Origin of the sequence: Streptomyces sp. NPDC056373 (genome assembly GCF_042262425.1) — a bacterium.
GTDB lineage: Bacteria > Actinomycetota > Actinomycetes > Streptomycetales > Streptomycetaceae > Streptomyces.
Window position 1 is genome coordinate 202,121 of the sequence record NZ_JBHJPX010000012.1, and the last position, 20,172, is coordinate 222,292.

Sequence of the window (20,172 nt, forward strand, 5' to 3'; positions counted from 1 at the left end):
GAACATGGTGAGTGACGCGAACATGTCGCGAGATAAGACCCACGTAAGGTAGCGGTCCCCACTGACAACGCAGTAGCCGGAAGTGGCTCTGTGTCATTGATGTGACACTTACTGACGGCCAAACCGGGCCATAGTCACAGCTACTGCCGCGTAGATAACGGCGATCGTGATCACCAGGGGCACGGATCGGCCGTCCGGTGGCAGCATCAGGGCCGCGACGGCGGCCGCGCCGACGAAGAAGACGTTGAAGAGGACGTCGTAGACCGAGAAGATCCGGCCACGGAAGCCGTCCTCCACCGAGGACTGGACGATGGTGTCGGTGGCGATCTTCGCGCCCTGGGTGGTCAGCCCCAGGACGAAGGCCGCGGCCAGCAGTGGGGCGGTGGCGAACGGCAGCCCGAGAGCGGGCTCCAGCAGCGCCGCGGCGCCCGCGCACACGACGATCCAGCGGCCCGGCCCGAGCCGCCCCGCGCCCCACGGCGTCAACACGGCCGCTGCGAAGAACCCTGCCCCGGACACGCCCAACGCCAGCCCCAGCAGGGCCAGTCCGTCGTCCGTGGTCGAGGTGAGCGAGTACCGGCACAGCATCAGCAGCATGACCAGCAGGGCGCCGTAGCAGAACCGCATCAGTGACATCGCCGCGAGCGCCCAGGCCGCCTCCCGGCGCTGGGGAGCGGCCAGATGACGTACGCCTGCTGCCAGATCGCGGGCGGTGCCCGTGAGGGCCTGCCCGATCTGCTCGCGAGGCAGGGGGCGGTCGGGGCCGAGGAGTTCGCGCGCCATGCTCAGCGACGCCAGGGCCGCGCACAGATACAGCCCTGCCCCCACGAGCACCACCGCGGCGTCCGAGTCCGCCACCGCCAGGCGCACGACGAAGGCGAGTCCGCCGCCTGCGGTGGCCGCCAGCGTTCCGGCGGTCGGTGACAGGGAGTTGGCGATGACCAGGCGCCCGGCGTCGACCACACGCGGCAGCGCGGCGGACAGACCTGAAAGGACGAAACGGTTGACGGCGGTGACGCACAGGGCCGAGACGTAGAAGAGCCAGTCCGGAGCCGGACTGAGGATCAGCACGGCCGTGGCGCAGGCCAGCAGAGCGCGCAACAGGCTCCCGTACAGCAGGACCTGACGGCGTCGCCAACGGTCCAGCAGGACTCCGGCGAACGGGCCGACGAGGGAGTACGGAAGCAGCAGCACCGCCATCGCTGAGGCGACCGCGGCCGCCGAGGTCTGATTCTCGGGGGAGAAGACCACATACGCGGCGAGCGCGACCTGGTAGACGCCATCGGCACCCTGGGACAGCAGACGTACGGCGAGCAGGCGCCGGAAACCCTGGAAGCGCAACAGGACGCGCAGGTCACGGACGACGGCCATGGAGCCCAGCCTCACATACGGGGAGGGTCCCCGGGTCGTACGACCCGGGGACCCTCACAGCCCTGGCAGGAGCGACTGTTGCGCGTGTCAGCGCTCGACCTCACCCTTGATGAACTTCTCGACGTTTTCGCGGGCCTCGTCGTCGAAGTACTGCACGGGCGGGGACTTCATGAAGTAGCTCGACGCGGAGAGGATCGGGCCGCCGATGCCGCGGTCCTTGGCGATCTTCGCGGCGCGCAGGGCGTCGATGATGACGCCGGCGGAGTTCGGGGAGTCCCAGACCTCGAGCTTGTACTCCAGGTTCAGCGGGACGTCGCCGAAGGCGCGGCCCTCGAGGCGGACGTAGGCCCACTTGCGGTCGTCCAGCCAGGCGACGTAGTCGGACGGGCCGATGTGGACGTTGCCCTCGCCCAGTTCGCGGTCGCGGATCTGGGAGGTGACGGCCTGCGTCTTGGAGATCTTCTTCGACTCGAGGCGGTCGCGCTCGAGCATGTTCTTGAAGTCCATGTTGCCGCCGACGTTCAGCTGCATCGTGCGGTCCAGGATGACGCCCCGGTCCTCGAACAGCTTCGCCATCACACGGTGCGTGATGGTGGCGCCCACCTGCGACTTGATGTCGTCGCCGACGATCGGGACGCCCGCCTCGGTGAACTTGTCCGCCCACTCCTTGGTGCCGGCGATGAAGACCGGAAGGGCGTTGACGAAGGCGACCTTGGCGTCGATGGCGCACTGCGCGTAGAACTTCGCCGCGTCCTCGGAGCCGACGGGCAGGTAGCAGACGAGGACGTCGACCTGCCGGTCCTTGAGGACCTGGACGATGTCGGCCGGCTCCTCGGCGGACTCCTCGATGGTCTCGCGGTAGTACTTGCCGAGACCGTCGAGGGTGTGGCCGCGCTGCACCGTCACACCCGTGCTGGGCACGTCGCAGATCTTGACGGTGTTGTTCTCGGAGGCGCCGATGGCGTCCGCCAGGTCGAGACCGACCTTCTTGGCGTCCACGTCGAACGCGGCGACGAATTCGACGTCGCGGACGTGGTAGTCGCCGAACTGGACGTGCATCAGGCCCGGCACCTTGGACGCCGGGTCGGCGTCCTTGTAGTACTCGACTCCCTGCACCAGCGATGCGGCGCAGTTGCCCACACCGACGATGGCTACGCGAACCGAACCCATTCCGGTTGCTCCCTGTGTGTACGAGTGAGGCCCTGAATGGGCTCTCACGTGGCGGTGTCGTCGGGCGCATCCGGACGGGGGTCGTCCCCCGGCCGGGGCAGGACGCCCGACGCTCCAGATGTGGTGTCACGCGAAGCGGGCTCTTTAGAGGCCGGACCCTTGAGGTCCCGCCCAGCCCGCTCGCTCTCGATGAGCTCGTTCAGCCAGCGCACCTCGCGCTCCACGGACTCCATCCCGTGGCGCTGGAGCTCGAGCGTGTAGTCGTCGAGGCGCTCCCGGGTCCGGGCCAGGGAGGCGCTCATCTTCTCCAGCCGCTCTTCCAGCCGGCTGCGGCGGCCCTCCAGCACGCGCATACGGACATCGCGTGAGGTTTGCCCGAAGAAGGCGAAACGGGCTGCGAAGGTTTCGTCCTCGTACGCGTCCGGCCCGGTCTGCGAGAGCAGCTGTTCGAAGTGCTCCTTGCCCTCCGCCGTCAGCCGGTAGACGATCTTGGCGCGGCGGCCCGTGAGGGGGGCGGCGAGGGCGTCCTCGGTGGTGGTGCTGCCCGTCTCTTCGATCAACCAGCCGTTGGCGACCAGCGTCTTGAGGCAGGGATAGAGCGTCCCGTAGCTGAACGCACGGAACACACCCAGCGATGTGTTGAGCCGTTTGCGCAGCTCATAGCCGTGCATCGGAGATTCGCGGAGCAGGCCGAGGACGGCGAACTCGAGGATGCCGGAACGCCGGCTCATCGTCGCCTCCTCTCGCCGCGGTGCGCGTGTATCAGTCCGATGTGTCGAGCTGATGTATCGAGTCGATACATCACGACGATAGAACGGCCTTCCGGATGCGACAAGAGGGGGGCGGGTGAACGGGATCACATCACCGATTCATCCGACGTGAGTTGCCTGATTTGAGGTGAACTTCGGTGCTCGGCAGGTTTTGGCGGTGCGTAGTCTGTGCGCCATGCACATCACCGGGAACCGAGTGACGCCTGAGAGCGTCGTGGTCTTCGGTGTAGTACGGGTGCATGCGGGACCGATGAATGCGGAGCCGACCGCATCCGTACTTCGGGGGGACCGGAAACAAGCCGCCGTTTCCAGGCGCGCAGGGGTGCGCCTGCCCGAGGAGTAGTCGTTCGATGAGCGAGCACCGTCGCAAACCGCCGCAGCCGCAGGGAGGCGGACGTGCCGCGGCCCGACGCGGCCAGTCCGGCTCGTCCCCCGGCCGCCGTGCGGCACCGCGAGGCGCCACCGGGTCTCCGTCCGACTCCTACGGGTCGGACGCGTACGACTCGGGGGGTGAGGAGCGTCAGTACGGCAGCCGAGCCGAGGCCCGTCGTGCGGCGCAGAGAAGTACGGGTGGCAGCCGCCGCAGAGCGGCCGAGCCGGCCCGTGGCGGCCGGCGCGCCGCCCCCGGTGGGCCGAACGGGCCTGGGCGGGGCAGGGGACGCGCGGCCGCCGTCCCCGACAAGAAGCGGCTGATCGACTATCCGCGAGCCGGTAAGTACGGCTGGCAGCGCTGGATGCCGTCCTGGAAGCTCGTCTCCGGGCTGTGCATCGCCTTCTTCGGCAGCCTGGTGGCCGTGGCGGGCATCGGCTACGCCATGGTGGGCGTCCCCAACGAGGAGAACGCTGCCGCGTCGTCGCAGAACAACGTCTACTACTGGTCCGACGGCAGCCAGATGGTCGCGGCGGGCAGTGGTCAGAACCGGCAGAACGTCACGATCGACCGGATCCCCAAGGCCATGCAGTGGGCGGTGATCTCGGCCGAGAACAAGAGCTTCTACCAGGACAGGGGCGTCGACCCCATGGGCATCGCCCGGGCTCTGGCGAACATGGCGCGGGGCGGTGACACGCAGGGCGGTTCGACGATCACCCAGCAGTTCGTCAAGAACACCTACCTGAGCCAGGAACAGTCGCTCAGCCGTAAGTTCAAGGAGATGTTCATCTCGATCAAGGTGGGCACGAAGCTCTCCAAGGACGAGATCCTCCAGGGGTACCTCAATACCTCGTACTACGGCCGCGGCGCGTACGGCATCCAGGCCGCCGCCCAGGCCTACTACGGCAAGGAGGCGAGATACCTCACCCCGAGCGAGTCCGCCTTCCTCGCCGCGCTCCTCAAGGGTCCGACGTACTACGACCCCGCGGGTAACGACAGCATCGACAAAACGGCTACCTCCACTGCCAACCGCAAGCGATCCAAAGCGCGTTGGGGCTGGATCCTCGAGCAGATGCACAACGACAAGAGGATCACGGACAAGCAGTACCAGGACGCGATCAAGAAGTACCCCGAGCCAGACCCCCGCAAGGCGTCCAAGGGCATGACCGGTCAGATCGGCTACCTGGCGGACACGGCCAAGAAGTACGTCCTGAACCACTCGAACATCTCCGAGAAGCAGTTCGACCTGGGCGGCTACCAGATCAAGACGACCTTCGACAAGGGCAAGGTCGAGGCGCTGACGAAGGCCGTCAAGAAGGTCGAGAAGGAGAAGCTCGACCCGGAGAACCGTGAGCTGGACAAGCATGTCCAGTTCGGTGCGGCGTCCGTGAAGCCCAACGACGGCGCGATCGTCGCGCTCTACGGCGGCGCCGGATACGAGAACGGCCACTTCAACAACAACGCGGACACCGCGGGTGTGCCGGTCGGCTCGACGTGGAAGCCGTTCGTACTGGCCGCGGCGATGGAGCACGGCACCTACCGGAGCAAGGGCCCCCTCTCGCCGCTGAGCAAGTACAACGGCAACGACCACCTCAAGGTCAAGAACAACGACGGCTCCTACGTCCTGAAGAAGGACAACACCCCGTTCTTCCAGGAGAACGAGAGCGACTACCCCTGGGGCTACATCTCCCTGCGCAAGGCGATGGAGCAGTCCGTCAACACGCCGTTCGTGCAACTCGGCATGGACGTGGGGATGAAGAACGTGGCCGACGTGGCCGAGAAGGCCGGCATCCTGGACAGCAGCTTCGCCGGTCTCAACGCTTCGTTCGCGCTGGGTACGTCGACTCCCAGTGCGATCCGTATGGCCGATGCCTACGCGACGTTCGCCGCGGCGGGCAAGCAGGCCGCCCCGTACTCGGTGACCAGCGTGAAGTCCAACGGCAAGGACGTCGAGGGCTTCGATCCGCCCAGGGTCACGCGGGCGATCCCCGAGCAGGTGGCCAACAACGTCACGAACGTTCTGGAGAACGTCATCCAGAACGGCACGGGCAAGAACGCGCTGTCCCTGGGCCGTACGGCGGCCGGCAAGACCGGTACCACCGACGAGAACAAGTCGGCCTGGTTCGTCGGCTACACGCAGCAGCTGTCGACGTCGGTCGCGATGTTCCGTGAGGACCCCAAGAGCGCCAGGCTGCTCTCCATGAACGGCACGGCGGGTGAGAAGTCCATCCACGGTGGTGACGTCCCCACGCTGGTGTGGACCGAGTACATGAAGGCCGCGCTGAAGGGCGAGAGCGACCCCGGCTTCCCGGAGGCCGAGGAGATCGGCGAGATCCAGGATGAGCTGGGTGCTCCGACGCCGAAGCCCACGCCCAGCGTGGAGCCCAGCGAGACCGTGCCCGAGTCGCCGAGCCCCTCGGCCAGCGAGAGCCCCTCTCCCTCGCCGTCGCCGAGCAACACCTGCGGTTTCTTCGGCTGTGAGAACGACGGTGGCGCGCAGAACGGCGGCACCGACAATGGAGGCACCGACGGAGGGGTGTCCCCCGAGCCCACGCCAACCGATACGAACCCGGACGGCGGCAACAGTAGAGGTAACGGCAACGGCGGCATCTTCGGAGGCCCCGAGGGATAGCCGACCGATCGCCCGGCTTGGGTGTTTCACGTGAAACGCGAGGATGTTTCACGTGAAACGAGGGCCGCCGTACCTTCGGGGTACGGCGGCCCTCGTCGTATTCCCAGGCACGTACGGCAGGATGTGCGGCATGCCCAGTGCAGAATCGACGCAAGCGAGCGTCCATGAGCGGGAGCCGGTGCGGCCGACCAAGGAGGACGAGGTCGCCGCGGCCGGCAGCGAGCTGATCGGCGGTCCGCTCGGGAGGCGTGCCCTGCTCGGGTCGTCCTGGTGGACGCCCGTGCGGGTGATCGCGCTGGTGGCGATCGGCATGTTCGCCCTCGGCCTGGTCCAGAAGGCGCCCTGCTACAACGGCGCCTGGTTCTTCGGCGCCAGCTCCCAGTACACGCACGCGTGCTACTCGGACATCCCGCATCTCTACCAGGGGCGCGGATTCGCCGACGGGCTCGTGCCGTACTTCGACCGGCTTCCCGGCGACATGCAGTACCTGGAGTACCCGGTGCTCACGGGCGTCTTCATGGAGGTCGCCTCCTGGCTCACGCCCGGCAGCGGCGCCATCCAGGACCAGGAACAGTGGTACTGGATGGTCAACGCCGGAATGCTCATGGTGTGTGCTTCCGTCATCGCCGTCTGCGTGACCCGCACCCACGCCCGGCGTCCCTGGGACGGCCTGCTCGTCGCCCTGGCGCCCGCCGTGGCGCTGACGGCGACCATCAACTGGGACCTCCTCGCGGTCGCCCTGACGGCCGCGGCGATGCTGATGTGGTCACGTGGCCGCTCCCTGGCCTTCGGCGTGCTGCTGGGGCTTGCCACGGCCGCCAAGCTCTATCCCTTCCTTCTCCTCGGGCCACTGATGGTGCTGTGCTGGCGCGCGGGCAGGTGGCGCGAGTTCGGCACGGCCCTGGGGGGCGCGATCGTCGCCTGGGTCGTCGTGAACGGGCCGGTGATGCTGTTCGCTTTCGAGGGCTGGTCGAAGTTCTACACGTTCAGCCAGGAAAGAGGCGTCGACTTCGGCTCCTTCTGGCTGATCATGGCCCAGAACTCGGACGACCCGCTCAGCACCGACACCGTCAACACACTGGCGACTGTGCTGATGCTGGTGTGCTGTGCGGCCGTGGCGGCCCTCGCACTCACCGCCCCGCGCCGCCCGCGGTTCGCTCAGCTCGTCTTCCTGATCGTCGCGGCGTTCATCCTCACCAACAAGGTCTACTCGCCGCAGTACGTCCTGTGGCTGGTGCCGCTGGCCGCTCTCGCCCGTCCGAAGTGGCGGGACTTCCTGATCTGGCAGGCCTGCGAGGTGGCGTACTTCCTGGGGATCTGGCTGTACCTCGCGTACACGACGAGCGGAGAGGCCCACAAGGGGCTGCCCACAGACGGCTACCACTGGGCCATCGGCCTGCATCTGCTGGGGACGCTGTACCTGTGCGTGATGGTCGTGCGTGACATCTTCATGCCGGAGCGGGATCCCGTGCGCCGGTCCGGTGAGGACGACCCCTCGGGCGGAGTCCTCGACGGTGCCGAGGACATTTTCGTCCTCGGTCCAGCGGCCCGCCCACGGAAGCACGAGACGGCCCAGTTCGACGGCGGGACGCCGGTCGAGTGGGGGAAGCCTGGCGCGACGGGCGGTTCGCTCTGAGCGAACGGCGCGAGACGCCGTAGCGGGAACGCCGAAGGCCGTACACGGGAAGCCGTGTACGGCCTTCTCGCTGTGCTGCGAGGGACGGTGCGACGCGACGGTCAGCGGTCCACGATCCGGTCGAACTGCGTGGTGGTGTGCCGCAGATGGGCCACCAGCTCTTCGCCGACCTGCGGCTCGGGCGCGTCCGCCGGGACGAACAGGATGGAGACCTGCATGTGCGGCGGCTCCGCGAACCAGCGCTGCTTGCCGCCCCAGACGAACGGAGCAAGGTTCCGGTTCACCGTCGCGAGGCCGGCGCGAGCGACTCCCTTGGCGCGCGGCATGACGCCGTGCAGGGCCTTGGGAGCCTCCAGGCCCACCCCGTGTGACGTACCGCCCGCCACGACCACCAGGAAGCCGTCGGAGGCCGCCTTCTGCTGGCGGTAGCCGAAACGGTCGCCCTTAGCGACACGCGTGACGTCCAGGACCGCGCCCCGGTACTCGGTGGCGTCGTGGTCCCCCAGCCACAGCCGTGTGCCGATGCGGGCCCGGAAACGGGTCTGCGGGAACTGCTGCTGGAGCCGGGCGAGGTCCTCGGCCTTGAGGTGGCTGACGAACATGGTGTGCAGGGGCAGCCGGGCGGCACGCAGCCGGTCCATCCAGCCGATGACCTCCTCGACGGCGTCCGAGCCGTCGGTGCGGTCCAGCGGGAGATGGATGGCGAAGCCCTCCAGGCGGACGTTCTCGATCGCGGCGTGCAGTTGCGCCAAGTCCTGCTCGCTGATGCCGTGCCGCTTCATCGAGGACATCACCTCGATCACCACGCGGGCGCCGACCAGGCCGTAGACGCCGTCTATCGACGACACGGAGCGGATGACCCGGTCCGGCAGCGGCACCGGTTCCTCGCCCCGCCGGTACGGCGTCAGCACCAGCAGGTCCCCGCCGAACCAGTCCTTGATGCGGGCGGCCTCGTAGGTCGTGCCGACGGCCAGGACGTCCGACCCCAGCCGTGTGGCCTCCTCCGCCAGCCGCTCGTGCCCGAAGCCGTAGCCGTTGCCCTTGCAGACCGGTACGAGGCCCGGGAACTGTTCCTGCACGTGCTTGTGGTGCGCACGCCAGCGCGCGGTGTCGACGTAGAGCGTGAGCGCCATGGCCGGACCTGGAACCTTTCTCGTGGTGCCGTGTATCGGCGGTTTCCGTATGTCAGAGGTATAGAAGCACTGAACAGGACATCAACGGCGCGACATGTAGATGTCGAGCGCCTTGTGCAGCAGCTTGTTCAGCGGGAAGTCCCACTCACCGAGGTACTCGGCCGCCTGGCCGCCGGTACCCACCTTGAACTGGATCAGGCCGAAGAGGTGGTCGGTCTCGTCCAGCGAGTCGGAGATACCACGCAGGTCGTAGACGGTGGCGCCGAGCGCGTAGGCGTCGCGCAGCATCCGCCACTGCATCGCGTTCGAGGGGCGGACCTCACGGCCGATGTTGTCGGATGCGCCGTAGGAGTACCAGACGTGCCCGCCGACGATCAGCATCGTCGCCGCCGACAGGTTCACGCCGTTGTGGCGGGCGAAGTACAGCCGCATGCGGTTGGGGTCCTCGGTGTTGAGGGCCGTCCACATGCGCTGGAAGTAGGACAGAGGGCGCGGCCGGAAGTGGTCGCGCACGGCGGTGATCTCGTACAGCCGCTGCCATTCCTCGAGGTCCTGGTAGCCGCCCTGGACGACCTCGACGCCGGCCTTCTCGGCTTTCTTGATGTTGCGGCGCCACAGCTGGTTGAAGTTCTTGTGGACCTCTTCCAGGGAGCGGTTCGCCAGCGGCACCTGGTACACGTAGCGGGGCTGGACGTCACCGAAGCCGGCGCCGCCGTCCTCGCCCTGCTGCCAGCCCATGCGGCGCAGCTTGTCGGCCACCTCGAAGGCGCGCGGCTCGATGTGGTCGGCTTCGATGTCGCGCAGGCGCTTGACGTCCGGGTTCTGGATGCCCTGCTTGATCGAGGGGGCCTCCCAGCGCCGGATGATCACCGGCGGGCCCATCTTCACGGAGAACGCGCCCTGCTGCTTCAGGTGCGCCAGCATCGGTTCGAGCCATTCCTGCAGATTCGGCGCGAACCAGTTGATGACCGGGCCCTCGGGCAGGTAGGCGAGGTAGCGCTTGATCTTGGGCAGCTGCCGGTAGAGGACCAGGCCGGCACCGACCATCTCGCCGGTGCGGTCGTCGAACCAGCCGAGGTTCTCGGAGCGCCACTCCGCCTTGACGTCAGCCCAGGCCGGGACCTGCATGTGGCTCGCCGACGGCAGGCTCTGGATGTAGGCCAGATGCTGCTCGCGACTGATGGTCCTCAGGGTCAGGCTCATTTAGGGGCGCTCCTCGGGCTGGGGTGTCCCCATGGGTACAGGGGCTCCGGCTCTCGCGCGAAGCCTACTGCGCCTTGGGAGCGCGCCGGTTGGGCGTACGGGACCAACGCCCCGGCCCGGGGCCGGCCGGGGCGTGACCCGGTGTTCAGTTGAGGAGGTGTCCCGGCGTCAGCCGATGAGGCCGCCGTGCGCCATGCCCAGGAAGAACCCGACGCCCGATGCGCCCAGGCCGAGGATGAGCCCGAAGCGCTCGCGGGTCGTCTCGGAGATCCACTGGCCGTACGCGCCGGTGAGGATGCCCACGAGACCGGCCCAGGAGCTGAGCAGATGCAGGTCCTCGTCGATGATCGCCGTGAGGAACGACGTGAGCCCCAGCACCAGGGTCACCGCGAGCAGGGTGTCCTGGAGGGGATGGGGCTTGCCGTCCGTGGCGAAGAGGCCGCCGGCGGTGTTGGGTCGCAATGCCTGTGCCATAGGGCACCTCCTGCGAAAGTCGGCGCATCGTAGCGCCATACACACCCGATGTGTACAGATTGGCTGCCCTGACGGCCGGATTTCAACCGCAAGCCGCTGTGCGGGTACTCTGTACCGTCCGCACCGGTGTCTGCCCATGTCATGGCTGGGCTTCTCGCGAGAGACCCTGATTGTCAGTGGTGGCCGATACCGTTGCCTACGCATCACAACCCTCCTGCCACGGAACGACCGTGGCCGCTGAGTCCAAAGGAGGTGGGTTACACATGCGTCACTACGAGGTGATGGTCATCCTCGACCCCGAGGTCGAGGAGCGCGCTGTCTCTCCGCTGATCGAGAACTTCCTCTCTGTCGTCCGTGACGGCGGCGGAAAGGTCGAGAAGGTCGACACCTGGGGCCGTCGTCGTCTCGCGTACGAGATCAAGAAGAAGCCCGAGGGCATCTACTCGGTCATCGACCTGCAGGCCGAGCCTGCGGTCGTCAAGGAGCTCGACCGCCAGATGAACCTGAACGAGTCGGTCCTCCGGACCAAGGTCCTCCGTCCCGAGACCCACTGAGCTTCCAGCTCAGCTGATTCCGGGATTCGAGTAGCAAGCAGCCAGAGCAAACCCGCCGAGAGGTTCCCCCATGGCAGGCGAGACCGTCATCACGGTCGTCGGCAATCTTGTCGACGACCCCGAGCTGCGCTTCACCCCCTCCGGTGCGGCGGTCGCGAAGTTCCGTGTCGCGTCCACCCCCCGCACCTTCGACCGTCAGACGAACGAGTGGAAGGACGGCGAGAGCCTGTTCCTGACCTGCTCGGTCTGGCGTCAGGCGGCGGAGAACGTCGCCGAGTCGCTCCAGCGAGGCATGCGCGTCATCGTGCAGGGCCGGCTGAAGCAGCGGTCCTACGAGGACCGTGAGGGTGTCAAGCGCACGGTCTACGAGCTGGACGTCGAGGAAGTCGGCGCCAGCCTGCGCAACGCCACGGCCAAGGTCACCAAGACCAGCGGTCGCGGTGGACAGGGTGGCCAGGGTGGCTTCGGCGGCGGCGGTGGCGGCGCCCAGGGTGGCGGCGGCTGGGGCGGCGGCCCCGGTGGCGGCCAGCAGGGTGGCGGCGCTCCCGCCGACGACCCGTGGGCGACCGGCGCTCCCGCCGGTGGCAACCAGGGCGGTGGCGGCGGCTGGGGTGGAAACTCCGGCGGCGGCGGTGGCGGCGGCTACTCGGACGAGCCCCCCTTCTAGGGGCGGGTTCGCACTCACACTTCTTGATCACACAGGAGAAACACCATGGCTAAGCCGCCTGTGCGCAAGCCGAAGAAGAAGGTCTGCGCTTTCTGCAAGGACAAGGTCACGTACGTGGACTACAAGGACACGAACATGCTGCGGAAGTTCATTTCCGACCGCGGCAAGATCCGTGCCCGCCGCGTGACCGGCAACTGCACGCAGCACCAGCGTGACGTCGCCACGGCCGTGAAGAACAGCCGTGAGATGGCGCTGCTGCCCTACACCTCCACCGCGCGATAAGGGAAGGGTGACCGACTCATGAAGATCATCCTCACCCACGAGGTCTCCGGCCTCGGTGCCGCGGGCGACGTCGTCGACGTCAAGGACGGTTACGCTCGCAACTACCTGATCCCGCGGAAGTTCGCTATCCGCTGGACCAAGGGTGGCGAGAAGGACGTCGAGCAGATCCGTCGTGCTCGCAAGATCCACGAGATCCAGACCATCGAGCAGGCCAACGCTGTGAAGGCCCAGCTCGAGGGCGTCAAGGTCCGTCTGGCCGTTCGCTCCGGCGACGCCGGTCGTCTCTTCGGTTCCGTCACCCCGGCCGACATCGCTTCCGCGATCAAGGCTTCCGGTGGCCCCGAGGTCGACAAGCGCCGCATCGAGCTCGGCTCGCCGATCAAGACGCTGGGCGCTCACGAGACGTCCGTGCGTCTGCACCCCGAGGTTGCCGCCAAGGTCAACATCGAGGTCGTCGCGGCCTGAGTGCCGCGCTGAAGCAGTAAGGGATGGGGCCGCACCCTCAGGGGTGCGGCCCCATTCGTGTCTGCTCGGTGCCGACCTGCCGGGCGGCTCGATGTTTCACGTGAAACACCGCGTTCTGTGGAGCACTCCCTGTTTCACGTGAAACAGGCACCGTTTCACGTGAAACGGTCAGCGGGTAGCACCCGTCACCATCCACCGGCCCGAGCGGGTACGAAGCCACAGGGTCAGCATCCGCACGGTCATCATCAGCGTCATCGTGGCCCAGAGAGCCGTGAGTCCACCACCCAGTACCGGGACCAGAAGAGCGACCGGCGTGAACACCGCCAAGGTGAGCAGCATCGCCCAGGCGAGGTAGGGGCCGTCGCCGGCGCCCATCAGCACGCCGTCCAGGACGAAGACGATGCCGCAGATCGGCTGGGAGAGGGCGATGATGATCAAAGCGGGGAGCGCGACGTCCGTGACGGCCGGATCGCTGGTGAACAGAGGCAGAAACGCCGGTCGGGCGAGAACCACCAGGAGGCCGAGGGCGATGCCTACAGCGATTCCCCACTCCACCATGCGGCGGCATGCTTCCCGTGCGCCCTGGGTGTCACCGGCTCCGAGGTAGCGCCCGATGATGGCCTGCCCCGCAATGGCGATGGCGTCGAGGGCGAAAGCCAGCAGGTTCCACAGCGAGAGGATGATCTGGTGGGCGGCGATGTCGGCATCCCCGAGACGGGCTGCGATCGCCGTGGCGATCATCAGGACTGCCCGCAGCGAGAGGGTACGCACAAGCAGGGGGACACCGGCTTGCGCCGAGGCCCTGATCCCAGCAGCGTCCGGGCGCAGCGAGGCGCCGTGTTCGAGTGCTCCTCGCAGCACCACTACGAGGTACACCGCGGCCATGCCGCACTGGGCGATGACGGTGCCCCACGCCGAACCGGCGATCCCCAGACCGGCACCGTAGACGAGCCCGACATTGAGGGCACCGTTGGCGACGAAGCCCGCGATGGCGACATAGAGCGGGGTTTTCGTGTCCTGCAGCCCGCGCAGGACACCCGTTGCGGCCAGGACGACGAGCATGGCCGGAATGCCGAGCACGGAGATGCGCAGATACGTGATCGCGTAGGGAGTTGCCGCGTCCGAAGCGCCGAAGAGGTCCACGAGATGGGGTGCCGTGGGCAGTGCGGCGGCGACGACGGCAGCGCCGAGGAGCAGAGCCAGCCAGATGCCGTCCATGCCTTGTCGGATGGCGGCTTGAAGGTCGCCCGCGCCGACACGACGGGCCACCGCGGCCGTTGTGGCGTAGGCCAGGAAGACGAAGACGCTGACGGTGGTCAGCAGCAGGGCCGAGGCGACGCCGAGACCGGCGAGTTGAGCCGTGCCCAGGTGGCCCACGATGGCGGTGTCGGCCATGACGAAGAGGGGCTCGGCGACGAGGGCACCGAAGGCAGGCACGGCCAGCGCGATGATCTCTCGATCGTGCTGTCTCCGGCCAGAGGGGTGGCGCGCGGGGGCCTGTGTCATGTGCACCAATCTAATCGTCCACAGGTAAGAGACACAAAGGATTTGTGACCCTTACCTCTCGTCTCGGTGTGCGCACTGCTGCGCACTGTTCGAGGTGATCTTGGGCCGGTTGGGAAAGTTTTTCTTCTGCACAGCCCGTGGACGGCAAAGGTGCAGGTCAATGGGTCTGACCTGGTGAGAGTCGCGGCTTGTTCACAGGCCTGTCCACCGGGTCGTGCACAGGTTTCGCGCAGTTCTCCACAGCATCTGGGCCGTCGTCCACATGGCCTGTGGATAACCAGATTGGCTGACGGTGCCGACAGGCCTACGGTAGTCCGGCGCCCGCTCCGTCCGCCGGTTTGTAAAACGTCACAAAACCGGCGCGTGCCAAACGGAGTTGGGCCTCTTATTTGTCAGTGCCGTGCCGTAGAAAAGAGGGGCACGGCTAGGTCTGCTTCGGCGGACGGGAGGAGGTGGCTCGGTGAGCATTTCCGAGCCCTTGGACGACCCGTGGGCCGACAGCGGCCCCAGTGATCGTCTGCCCGCTTCCCGCCGACGTGGTGACGGAGCCCGGGGTCGCGACGAACAGCACGAGCGCGGCAGGGACAACGGGGCGTGGGACGGTGGGTCGGCCCCGTCGTTCGAGCGGGTACCGCCGCAGGACATCGACGCCGAGCAGTCCGTCCTCGGTGGCATGCTCCTGTCCAAGGACGCCATCGCCGACGTTGTCGAGATCCTCAAGGGCCACGACTTCTACAAGCCGGCCCACGAGACGATCTACCAGGCCGTCCTCGACGTCTACGCCAAGGGCGAGCCGGCCGACCCCATCACGATCGCCGCCGAGCTGACCAAGCGGGGCGAGATCAACAAGGTCGGCGGGGCCTCGTATCTGCACACCCTCGTCCAGACGGTGCCCACGGCGGCCAACGCGGCGTACTACGCGGAGATCGTTCACGAGCGGGCCGTCCTGCGCCGCCTGGTCGAGGCCGGCACGCGCATCACGCAGATGGGATACGCGGCCGACGACGATGTCGACGAGATCGTCAACCGCGCCCAGGCGGAGGTCTACGCGGTCACCGAGCAGCGGACCAGTGAGGACTACCTCCCGCTCGGCGACATCATGGAGGGCGCGCTCGACGAGATCGAGGCGATCGGCTCGCGCAGCGGCGAGATGACCGGTGTGCCGACCGGGTTCACGGACTTCGACTCGCTCACCAACGGCCTGCACCCGGGGCAGATGATCGTCATCGCTGCCCGTCCCGCCATGGGCAAGTCGACGCTGGCCCTGGACTTCGCCCGGGCCGCGTCGATCAAGCACAACCTGCCGAGCGTCATTTTCTCCCTGGAGATGGGGCGCAACGAGATCGCGATGCGTCTGCTGTCCGCGGAGGCCCGCGTCGCGCTTCACCACATGCGGTCCGGCACCATGACGGACGAGGACTGGACGCGTCTGGCGCGCCGGATGCCCGAGGTGTCGTCCGCACCGCTCTACATCGACGACTCCCCGAACCTGTCGATGATGGAGATCCGTGCGAAGTGCCGTCGGCTGAAGCAGCGCAACGACATCAGGCTCGTGATCATCGACTATCTGCAGCTGATGCAGGCCGGTGGCTCCAAGCGTTCCGAGAGCCGTCAGCAGGAGGTCTCGGACATGTCCCGGAACCTCAAGCTCCTGGCCAAGGAGCTGGAGGTTCCGGTGATCGCGCTCTCCCAGCTCAACCGTGGTCCCGAGCAGCGCACGGACAAGAAGCCCATGGTGTCCGACCTGCGTGAGTCGGGTTCCATCGAGCAGGACGCCGACATGGTGATCCTTCTGCACCGCGAGGACGCCTACGAAAAGGAGTCGCCGCGGGCGGGCGAGGCGGACATCATCGTGGGCAAGCACCGAAACGGCCCGACGGCGACGATCACGGTCGCCTTCCAGGGCCACTACTCACGCTTCGTTGACATGGCCCAGACCTGATCCGACCAGGTGCAGGGCCTCGGATTTCGTGAAGTGCTCCCGTTGGCATGCCGACGGGAGCACTGTGCTGTCGACGGCCCGACCTGGTCGGGCCCACCGCCACAAGGTCCCCTGTTGCTGCGCCCTCGATTGTTTTCCTAGGAGTCCTAGGTTAAAAGCGAGAAGACCATCCGCATCGCGGAGGCGACTGCCGGCCTGTCAGGAAGAGACGCTCTGGTGGCCTGTGCAGACGCCTGGCGGGAGTACGCACACAAGCATCCGGGCCGCTACACAGCTACGCAGAAGCCGATCCAGATCGACTCTGAGCTGGCCGCGAAGGCGCCCGGACCACGGCGTGCGGTCGAGCTGACCTACGGCTTACTGCGCGGCTACGGGCTGGTCGAGCCCGACCTGACCGACGCGGTCCGGCTGCTGCGCAGCACATTCCACGGGTTCGTCGCCTTGGAGGCCACGGGCGGGTTCGCGCAGGCTCGTTCGCCACAGCAGTCCTGGGTCCGTGCTCTCGACGCCCTGCACACCCTCCTGGAGCACTGGCCCCCATCCCGAGAAGGGGACTCCTCATGACTGATCCGACCATCGGCAGCCTGCGCGTGAACGGCGCGACCTTGCACTACGAAGTGCGCGGCCAGGGCCCGCTCTTACTGCTGATCTCCGGCGGAACGGGCGGCGCGGCCTCCTTCGACGGCATCGCCGACGACCTGGCCGCCGAATACACCGTCGCGACCTACGACCCGCGCGGCATGTCCCGCAGCACGCTGGACGACCCCGACGCCGAGCAGCAGGTGGCCGAGCACGCCGATGACGCGTTTCGGATGCTGGAAATGCTGTCGCCCGGCGAGCCTGCCCGAGTATTCGGCGCCAGTTCGGGCGCGATCGCCGCCCTGCACCTGCTCACCGCCCACCCCGATCGCATCGCACGTGTTGTGGCGCACGAGCCGCCAGTAGTGGAAGTCCTGCCGGACGCGGCTGAACACCGCGCACTCATCGCACACGTGCAGGACACGCTCCGCACCCAAGGACTCATGCCGGCGATGGCCGTGTTCGCTGCGGGCCTCAAGAAGGACGGCGACACCACCGAGCCGAAGGCCGAGCTCAAGCTTCCGCCCCAAGCAGCGGCGCGGGCCGAGCAGACGATGGCCAACCTGCCGTACTTCGTCGGGCGGATCGTGCCCGGCTTCATGTCCTACGCGCCTGACATCCGTCGGCTGGAAGGGCTGTCGGACCGGCTCGTGATCACCGGTGGCCACGACTCACGCGGCGAGCTGCCCTACCGCTCGGCAGCTCTTCTGGCCGAGCGTCTCGGCACGGAGCTCCAGCACTTCCCCGGCGGGCACATCGGACTGACCACGCACCCCGCAGAGTTCGGCGAGTTCCTGCGGAAGGCCCTCCGAGCCTCGATCTGAATCGCGCATGACCTGGTCAACTCCGTCGGAGGCGATTGCCCCTCCCGAATGTGCTCGACGCAGGGTTGCCCGGCCGGGTGGACTAGGGCCATGACGACTTCTCTCGGAGAACTGCTTCCCGGAACCCGTCGCGCTCTGTTGCACCGGATCGCCGTCGCGCAGGCCGAAGGGCGGGCTCCCTCGCTCGTCGCCGCCGTCGTGCGGGACGGTGCGACGGTGTGGACGGGCGCGCGGACCTCGGTGGAGGGGCATGCGCCGGACGAGAACGTGCAGTACCGGATCGGTTCGATCACCAAGACCTTCACGGCGGTTCTCGTGCTGCGGCTGCGCGACGAGGGCGCTCTGGATCTGGGCGATCCGCTCGAGAAGCATCTGCCGGGCACAGGCGTGGGGGAGGTGACAGTCGCTGAACTGCTCGCGCACACAGGCGGACTGGCAGCCGAGACCCCGGGCCCTTGGTGGGAGCGGAGCCCCGGATCCCTGCGGCCCGAGCTGGCCGACGTACTGGGTGATCGCCCCCTGCTGACGCCGCCGGGCCGCCGCTTCCACTACTCGAACCCGGGCTACGCCCTGCTCGGCGCGCTCATCGAGAAGCTCCGCGGGGCTTCCTGGGAGGACGTCCTTCGGCGTGAAGTGCTCGAACCTCTGGGGCTGCATCGCACGGGCACGCGGCCGCAGGCGCCCCACGCGGGCGGCTGGGCGGTACATCCCTGGGCCGATGTGATGCTTCCTGAACCCATCGAGGATCTGGGGCGCATGGCCCCGGCCGGGCAGCTCTGGTCGACGACAGATGACTTGGCGCGGTTCGCGTCCTTCCTGCTCAACGGCGACGAGCGGGTGCTGAGCGCCGGGTCGGTGAGGGAGATGAGGACGCCGTCCGCCCCCCACGAAGCGGCGGATGTGGCGAGCGGCTACGCCTACTGCATGGGCATGGAGATCCGGCGACGGAACGGGCGGTCCCTTGTCGGACACACCGGGTCGCTGCCCGGCTTCCTGGCGTGTCTCATGATCAGTGTCGAGGACGACGTGGCGGCGATCGCCCTGGCCAACTCCACGTCAGGACCGCTGCTGTTCCCCCTCGCCGCCGACCTCGTCCGTATCGTCGCCGAGGCCGAGCCGCGTATCCCCGCACCGTGGAAGCCGCTCCGTGATGTCGATCGGTCGCTGCTGGAGCTGACGGGGCAGTGGTACTGGGGAACGCACGCCTTCGCTCTGCGGCTGGCGGCCGACGGGCTCCTCTCGATGGGGCCGTTGACCGGCACAGGCCGTCGCTCGCGGTTCCGCGCGAACGGCGACGGTACCTGGACGGGACTGGAGGGCTACTACGCCGGCGAGCTTCTGAAGGCCGTACAGCGGCCGGACGGGTCCGTGAGTCACCTGGACCTCGGTTCGTTCGTGTTCACGCGTCAGCCGTACGACGAGGGTGCTTCTGTGCCGGGTGGTGTCGATCCTCAGGGATGGCGCGGAATCGGTTAGCGCACGGGGATGCGTGGGCGTCGTGTTTCACGTGAAACACGACGCCCACGCATCTCGGTCACAGCGGGAGCTTGAAGCCCGTGTGGGAGGCCGTGAACCCGAGCCGCTCGTAGAAGCGGTGGGCGTCGGCGCGGGTCTTGTCAGAGGTCAGCTGGACCAACTGACACCCCTCGTTCCGGGATTCTTCGATCGCCCACTCGATGAGCTGGGTTCCCAGGCCGCTGCCGCGCTCGTCGGCGTGGATGCGTACCCCTTCGACGATCGACCGGGTCGCACCGCGCCGGGAGAGACCGGGAATGATCGTGAGCTGGAGTGTGCCGACGACCCTGTCCTCCCGGACCGCTACGACCAGGTGCTGGTTCGGGTCGGTGCTGAGCCGCTCCAGCGCGGCCAGGTACGGGGTGAGGTCGTCAGGCGACTCGCGCTGTGCGCCCAGTGGGTCGTCCGCGAGCATGGCGACGATCGCGGAGACGTCGTGGGCAGCGGCGGCACGTATCTCGAGATCTCCCATGACCGCACCTTACGCACTGCCACCGGTGCGCAGATGCCGCACGTCGGCGCGTGCTCGTGCGCCCTATGCGGGCACCGGAGCCTTCAGCGTCTCCACGACCCGGACCAGCGGTGCCAGCTCGGGATTCTTCGCCGCTTCGTCGAGGGCCTCGCGCAGGGCGGCGTCATTGGTCGGACGCGCCGCTTCCAGCAACTTGAGGCCGGCCGCGGTGACGTTGGTGTAGATGCCCCGACGGTCGGTGGGGCACAGGTAGCGCTCCAGGAGGCCCCGGTCTTCGAGCCGGGTGACCAGGCGCGTGGTGGCGCTCTGGCTGAGAACGACCGCGTCGGCGACCTGCTTCATCTGCAGATGGCCCCCGTCCCCGTCGTGCTGCCGGCTGAGCACGTCCAGCAGGGAGTACTCGCGCGCGCTGAGGTCGTGCCCGGCCTGCAGGGCGCGCTCGATGCCGGCCTCGATCCTCCCGTGGAGAAGGGAGAGGGCGCACCAGCTCTGGGCGAGAGCGGTGAGCGCGGGGTCCGTCGCTGTCATTGGCGTTTCCTCCGTCCCGGAGCGGCTGACACCCAGGATAGAGCAGGACCGCAATTGACGGCGCTTGCCTATTACCCGC

The 20,172-nt window shown here is 67.7% G+C and carries 18 protein-coding genes and 1 pseudogene; 10 read left to right on the forward strand and 9 right to left on the reverse strand.

Annotated elements, in window-relative coordinates; genetic code table 11:
• Nucleotides 1-108: 108 nt before the first annotated feature.
• The 3 genes from ACFCXS_RS26090 to ACFCXS_RS26100 all read right to left on the reverse strand — a co-directional run bounded on the left by ACFCXS_RS26090 (nt 109) and on the right by ACFCXS_RS26100 (nt 3,272).
• The gene (locus tag ACFCXS_RS26090) at nt 109-1,371 is read right to left on the reverse strand and encodes an MFS transporter (RefSeq protein ID WP_376645751.1); all 1,263 of its coding nucleotides are present in this window, start codon (nt 1,369-1,371) and stop codon (nt 109-111) included.
• 87 nt (nt 1,372-1,458) lie between these two features.
• Entirely contained in the window at nt 1,459-2,541 is a 1,083-nt protein-coding gene (locus ACFCXS_RS26095) for an inositol-3-phosphate synthase (protein ID WP_376645752.1), read from the reverse strand.
• Between the two features lie 44 nt (nt 2,542-2,585).
• On the reverse strand, nt 2,586-3,272 hold the full coding sequence (locus tag ACFCXS_RS26100; protein WP_376645753.1) for a PadR family transcriptional regulator: 687 nt from the start codon (nt 3,270-3,272) through the stop codon (nt 2,586-2,588).
• A gap of 389 nt (nt 3,273-3,661) precedes the next feature.
• On the opposite strand from ACFCXS_RS26100, the gene ACFCXS_RS26105 reads away from it, so the two are divergent.
• Nucleotides 3,662-6,313 (forward strand): transglycosylase domain-containing protein, encoded by a 2,652-nt coding sequence (locus ACFCXS_RS26105; RefSeq protein ID WP_376645754.1) that lies wholly within the window; start codon nt 3,662-3,664, stop codon nt 6,311-6,313.
• Nucleotides 6,314-6,434: 121 nt separating this feature from the next.
• Entirely contained in the window at nt 6,435-7,949 is a 1,515-nt protein-coding gene (locus ACFCXS_RS26110; RefSeq protein WP_376645864.1) for a glycosyltransferase family 87 protein, read from the forward strand.
• A gap of 101 nt (nt 7,950-8,050) precedes the next feature.
• Here the strand turns inward: ACFCXS_RS26110 and ACFCXS_RS26115 are convergent, their stop codons facing one another.
• From ACFCXS_RS26115 to ACFCXS_RS26125, 3 genes are all read right to left on the reverse strand, one after another.
• Complete coding sequence (locus ACFCXS_RS26115) at nt 8,051-9,082, reverse strand: alanine racemase (protein WP_376645755.1); 1,032 nt, start codon at nt 9,080-9,082, stop codon at nt 8,051-8,053.
• Nucleotides 9,083-9,163: 81 nt separating this feature from the next.
• A complete protein-coding gene (femX, locus tag ACFCXS_RS26120; protein WP_031137685.1) occupies nt 9,164-10,285 on the reverse strand; it encodes a peptidoglycan bridge formation glycyltransferase FemX in 1,122 nt (373 codons plus the stop codon).
• Nucleotides 10,286-10,453: 168 nt separating this feature from the next.
• Nucleotides 10,454-10,759: a hypothetical protein gene (locus ACFCXS_RS26125; RefSeq protein WP_361938421.1), complete on the reverse strand. Its 306-nt coding sequence runs from the start codon at nt 10,757-10,759 to the stop codon at nt 10,454-10,456.
• Nucleotides 10,760-11,022: 263 nt separating this feature from the next.
• Between ACFCXS_RS26125 and rpsF the strand changes: the two genes are divergently transcribed.
• The 4 genes from rpsF to rplI all read left to right on the forward strand — a co-directional run bounded on the left by rpsF (nt 11,023) and on the right by rplI (nt 12,727).
• The gene (rpsF, locus tag ACFCXS_RS26130) at nt 11,023-11,313 is read left to right on the forward strand and encodes a 30S ribosomal protein S6 (protein WP_030847098.1); all 291 of its coding nucleotides are present in this window, start codon (nt 11,023-11,025) and stop codon (nt 11,311-11,313) included.
• 70 nt (nt 11,314-11,383) lie between these two features.
• Nucleotides 11,384-11,980, forward strand: a complete 597-nt coding sequence (locus ACFCXS_RS26135) for a single-stranded DNA-binding protein (RefSeq protein ID WP_376645756.1) — start codon at nt 11,384-11,386, stop codon at nt 11,978-11,980.
• 45 nt (nt 11,981-12,025) lie between these two features.
• Nucleotides 12,026-12,262 carry a 30S ribosomal protein S18 gene (rpsR, locus tag ACFCXS_RS26140; protein ID WP_003949403.1) on the forward strand — a complete coding sequence of 79 codons (237 nt, stop codon included), beginning with the start codon at nt 12,026-12,028 and terminating at the stop codon, nt 12,260-12,262.
• Between the two features lie 18 nt (nt 12,263-12,280).
• A complete protein-coding gene (rplI, locus tag ACFCXS_RS26145; RefSeq protein ID WP_033309881.1) occupies nt 12,281-12,727 on the forward strand; it encodes a 50S ribosomal protein L9 in 447 nt (148 codons plus the stop codon).
• A gap of 168 nt (nt 12,728-12,895) precedes the next feature.
• Here the strand turns inward: rplI and ACFCXS_RS26150 are convergent, their stop codons facing one another.
• A complete protein-coding gene (locus ACFCXS_RS26150; protein WP_376645757.1) occupies nt 12,896-14,233 on the reverse strand; it encodes an MATE family efflux transporter in 1,338 nt (445 codons plus the stop codon).
• A gap of 460 nt (nt 14,234-14,693) precedes the next feature.
• On the opposite strand from ACFCXS_RS26150, the gene dnaB reads away from it, so the two are divergent.
• The 4 genes and pseudogenes from dnaB (at nt 14,694) to ACFCXS_RS26170 (ending at nt 19,054) form a co-directional block, all read left to right on the forward strand.
• Nucleotides 14,694-16,175, forward strand: coding sequence for a replicative DNA helicase (gene dnaB, locus ACFCXS_RS26155; protein WP_358280283.1), 1,482 nt, complete (start codon nt 14,694-14,696; stop codon nt 16,173-16,175).
• A 159-nt stretch (nt 16,176-16,334) separates the two neighbouring features.
• A pseudogene (locus ACFCXS_RS26160) lies at nt 16,335-16,739 on the forward strand (TetR-like C-terminal domain-containing protein); the annotation flags it as partial.
• A complete protein-coding gene (locus ACFCXS_RS26165) occupies nt 16,736-17,578 on the forward strand; it encodes an alpha/beta fold hydrolase (protein ID WP_376645758.1) in 843 nt (280 codons plus the stop codon). The pseudogene ACFCXS_RS26160 and the gene ACFCXS_RS26165, both read left to right, overlap by 4 nt.
• Nucleotides 17,579-17,668: 90 nt before the next feature.
• Entirely contained in the window at nt 17,669-19,054 is a 1,386-nt protein-coding gene (locus tag ACFCXS_RS26170) for a serine hydrolase domain-containing protein (RefSeq protein WP_376645759.1), read from the forward strand.
• Between the two features lie 58 nt (nt 19,055-19,112).
• Here the strand turns inward: ACFCXS_RS26170 and ACFCXS_RS26175 are convergent, their stop codons facing one another.
• On the reverse strand, nt 19,113-19,565 hold the full coding sequence (locus tag ACFCXS_RS26175; RefSeq protein ID WP_376645760.1) for a GNAT family N-acetyltransferase: 453 nt from the start codon (nt 19,563-19,565) through the stop codon (nt 19,113-19,115).
• A gap of 63 nt (nt 19,566-19,628) precedes the next feature.
• Nucleotides 19,629-20,093 (reverse strand): MarR family winged helix-turn-helix transcriptional regulator, encoded by a 465-nt coding sequence (locus ACFCXS_RS26180; RefSeq protein ID WP_376645761.1) that lies wholly within the window; start codon nt 20,091-20,093, stop codon nt 19,629-19,631.
• Nucleotides 20,094-20,172 lie beyond the last annotated feature (79 nt).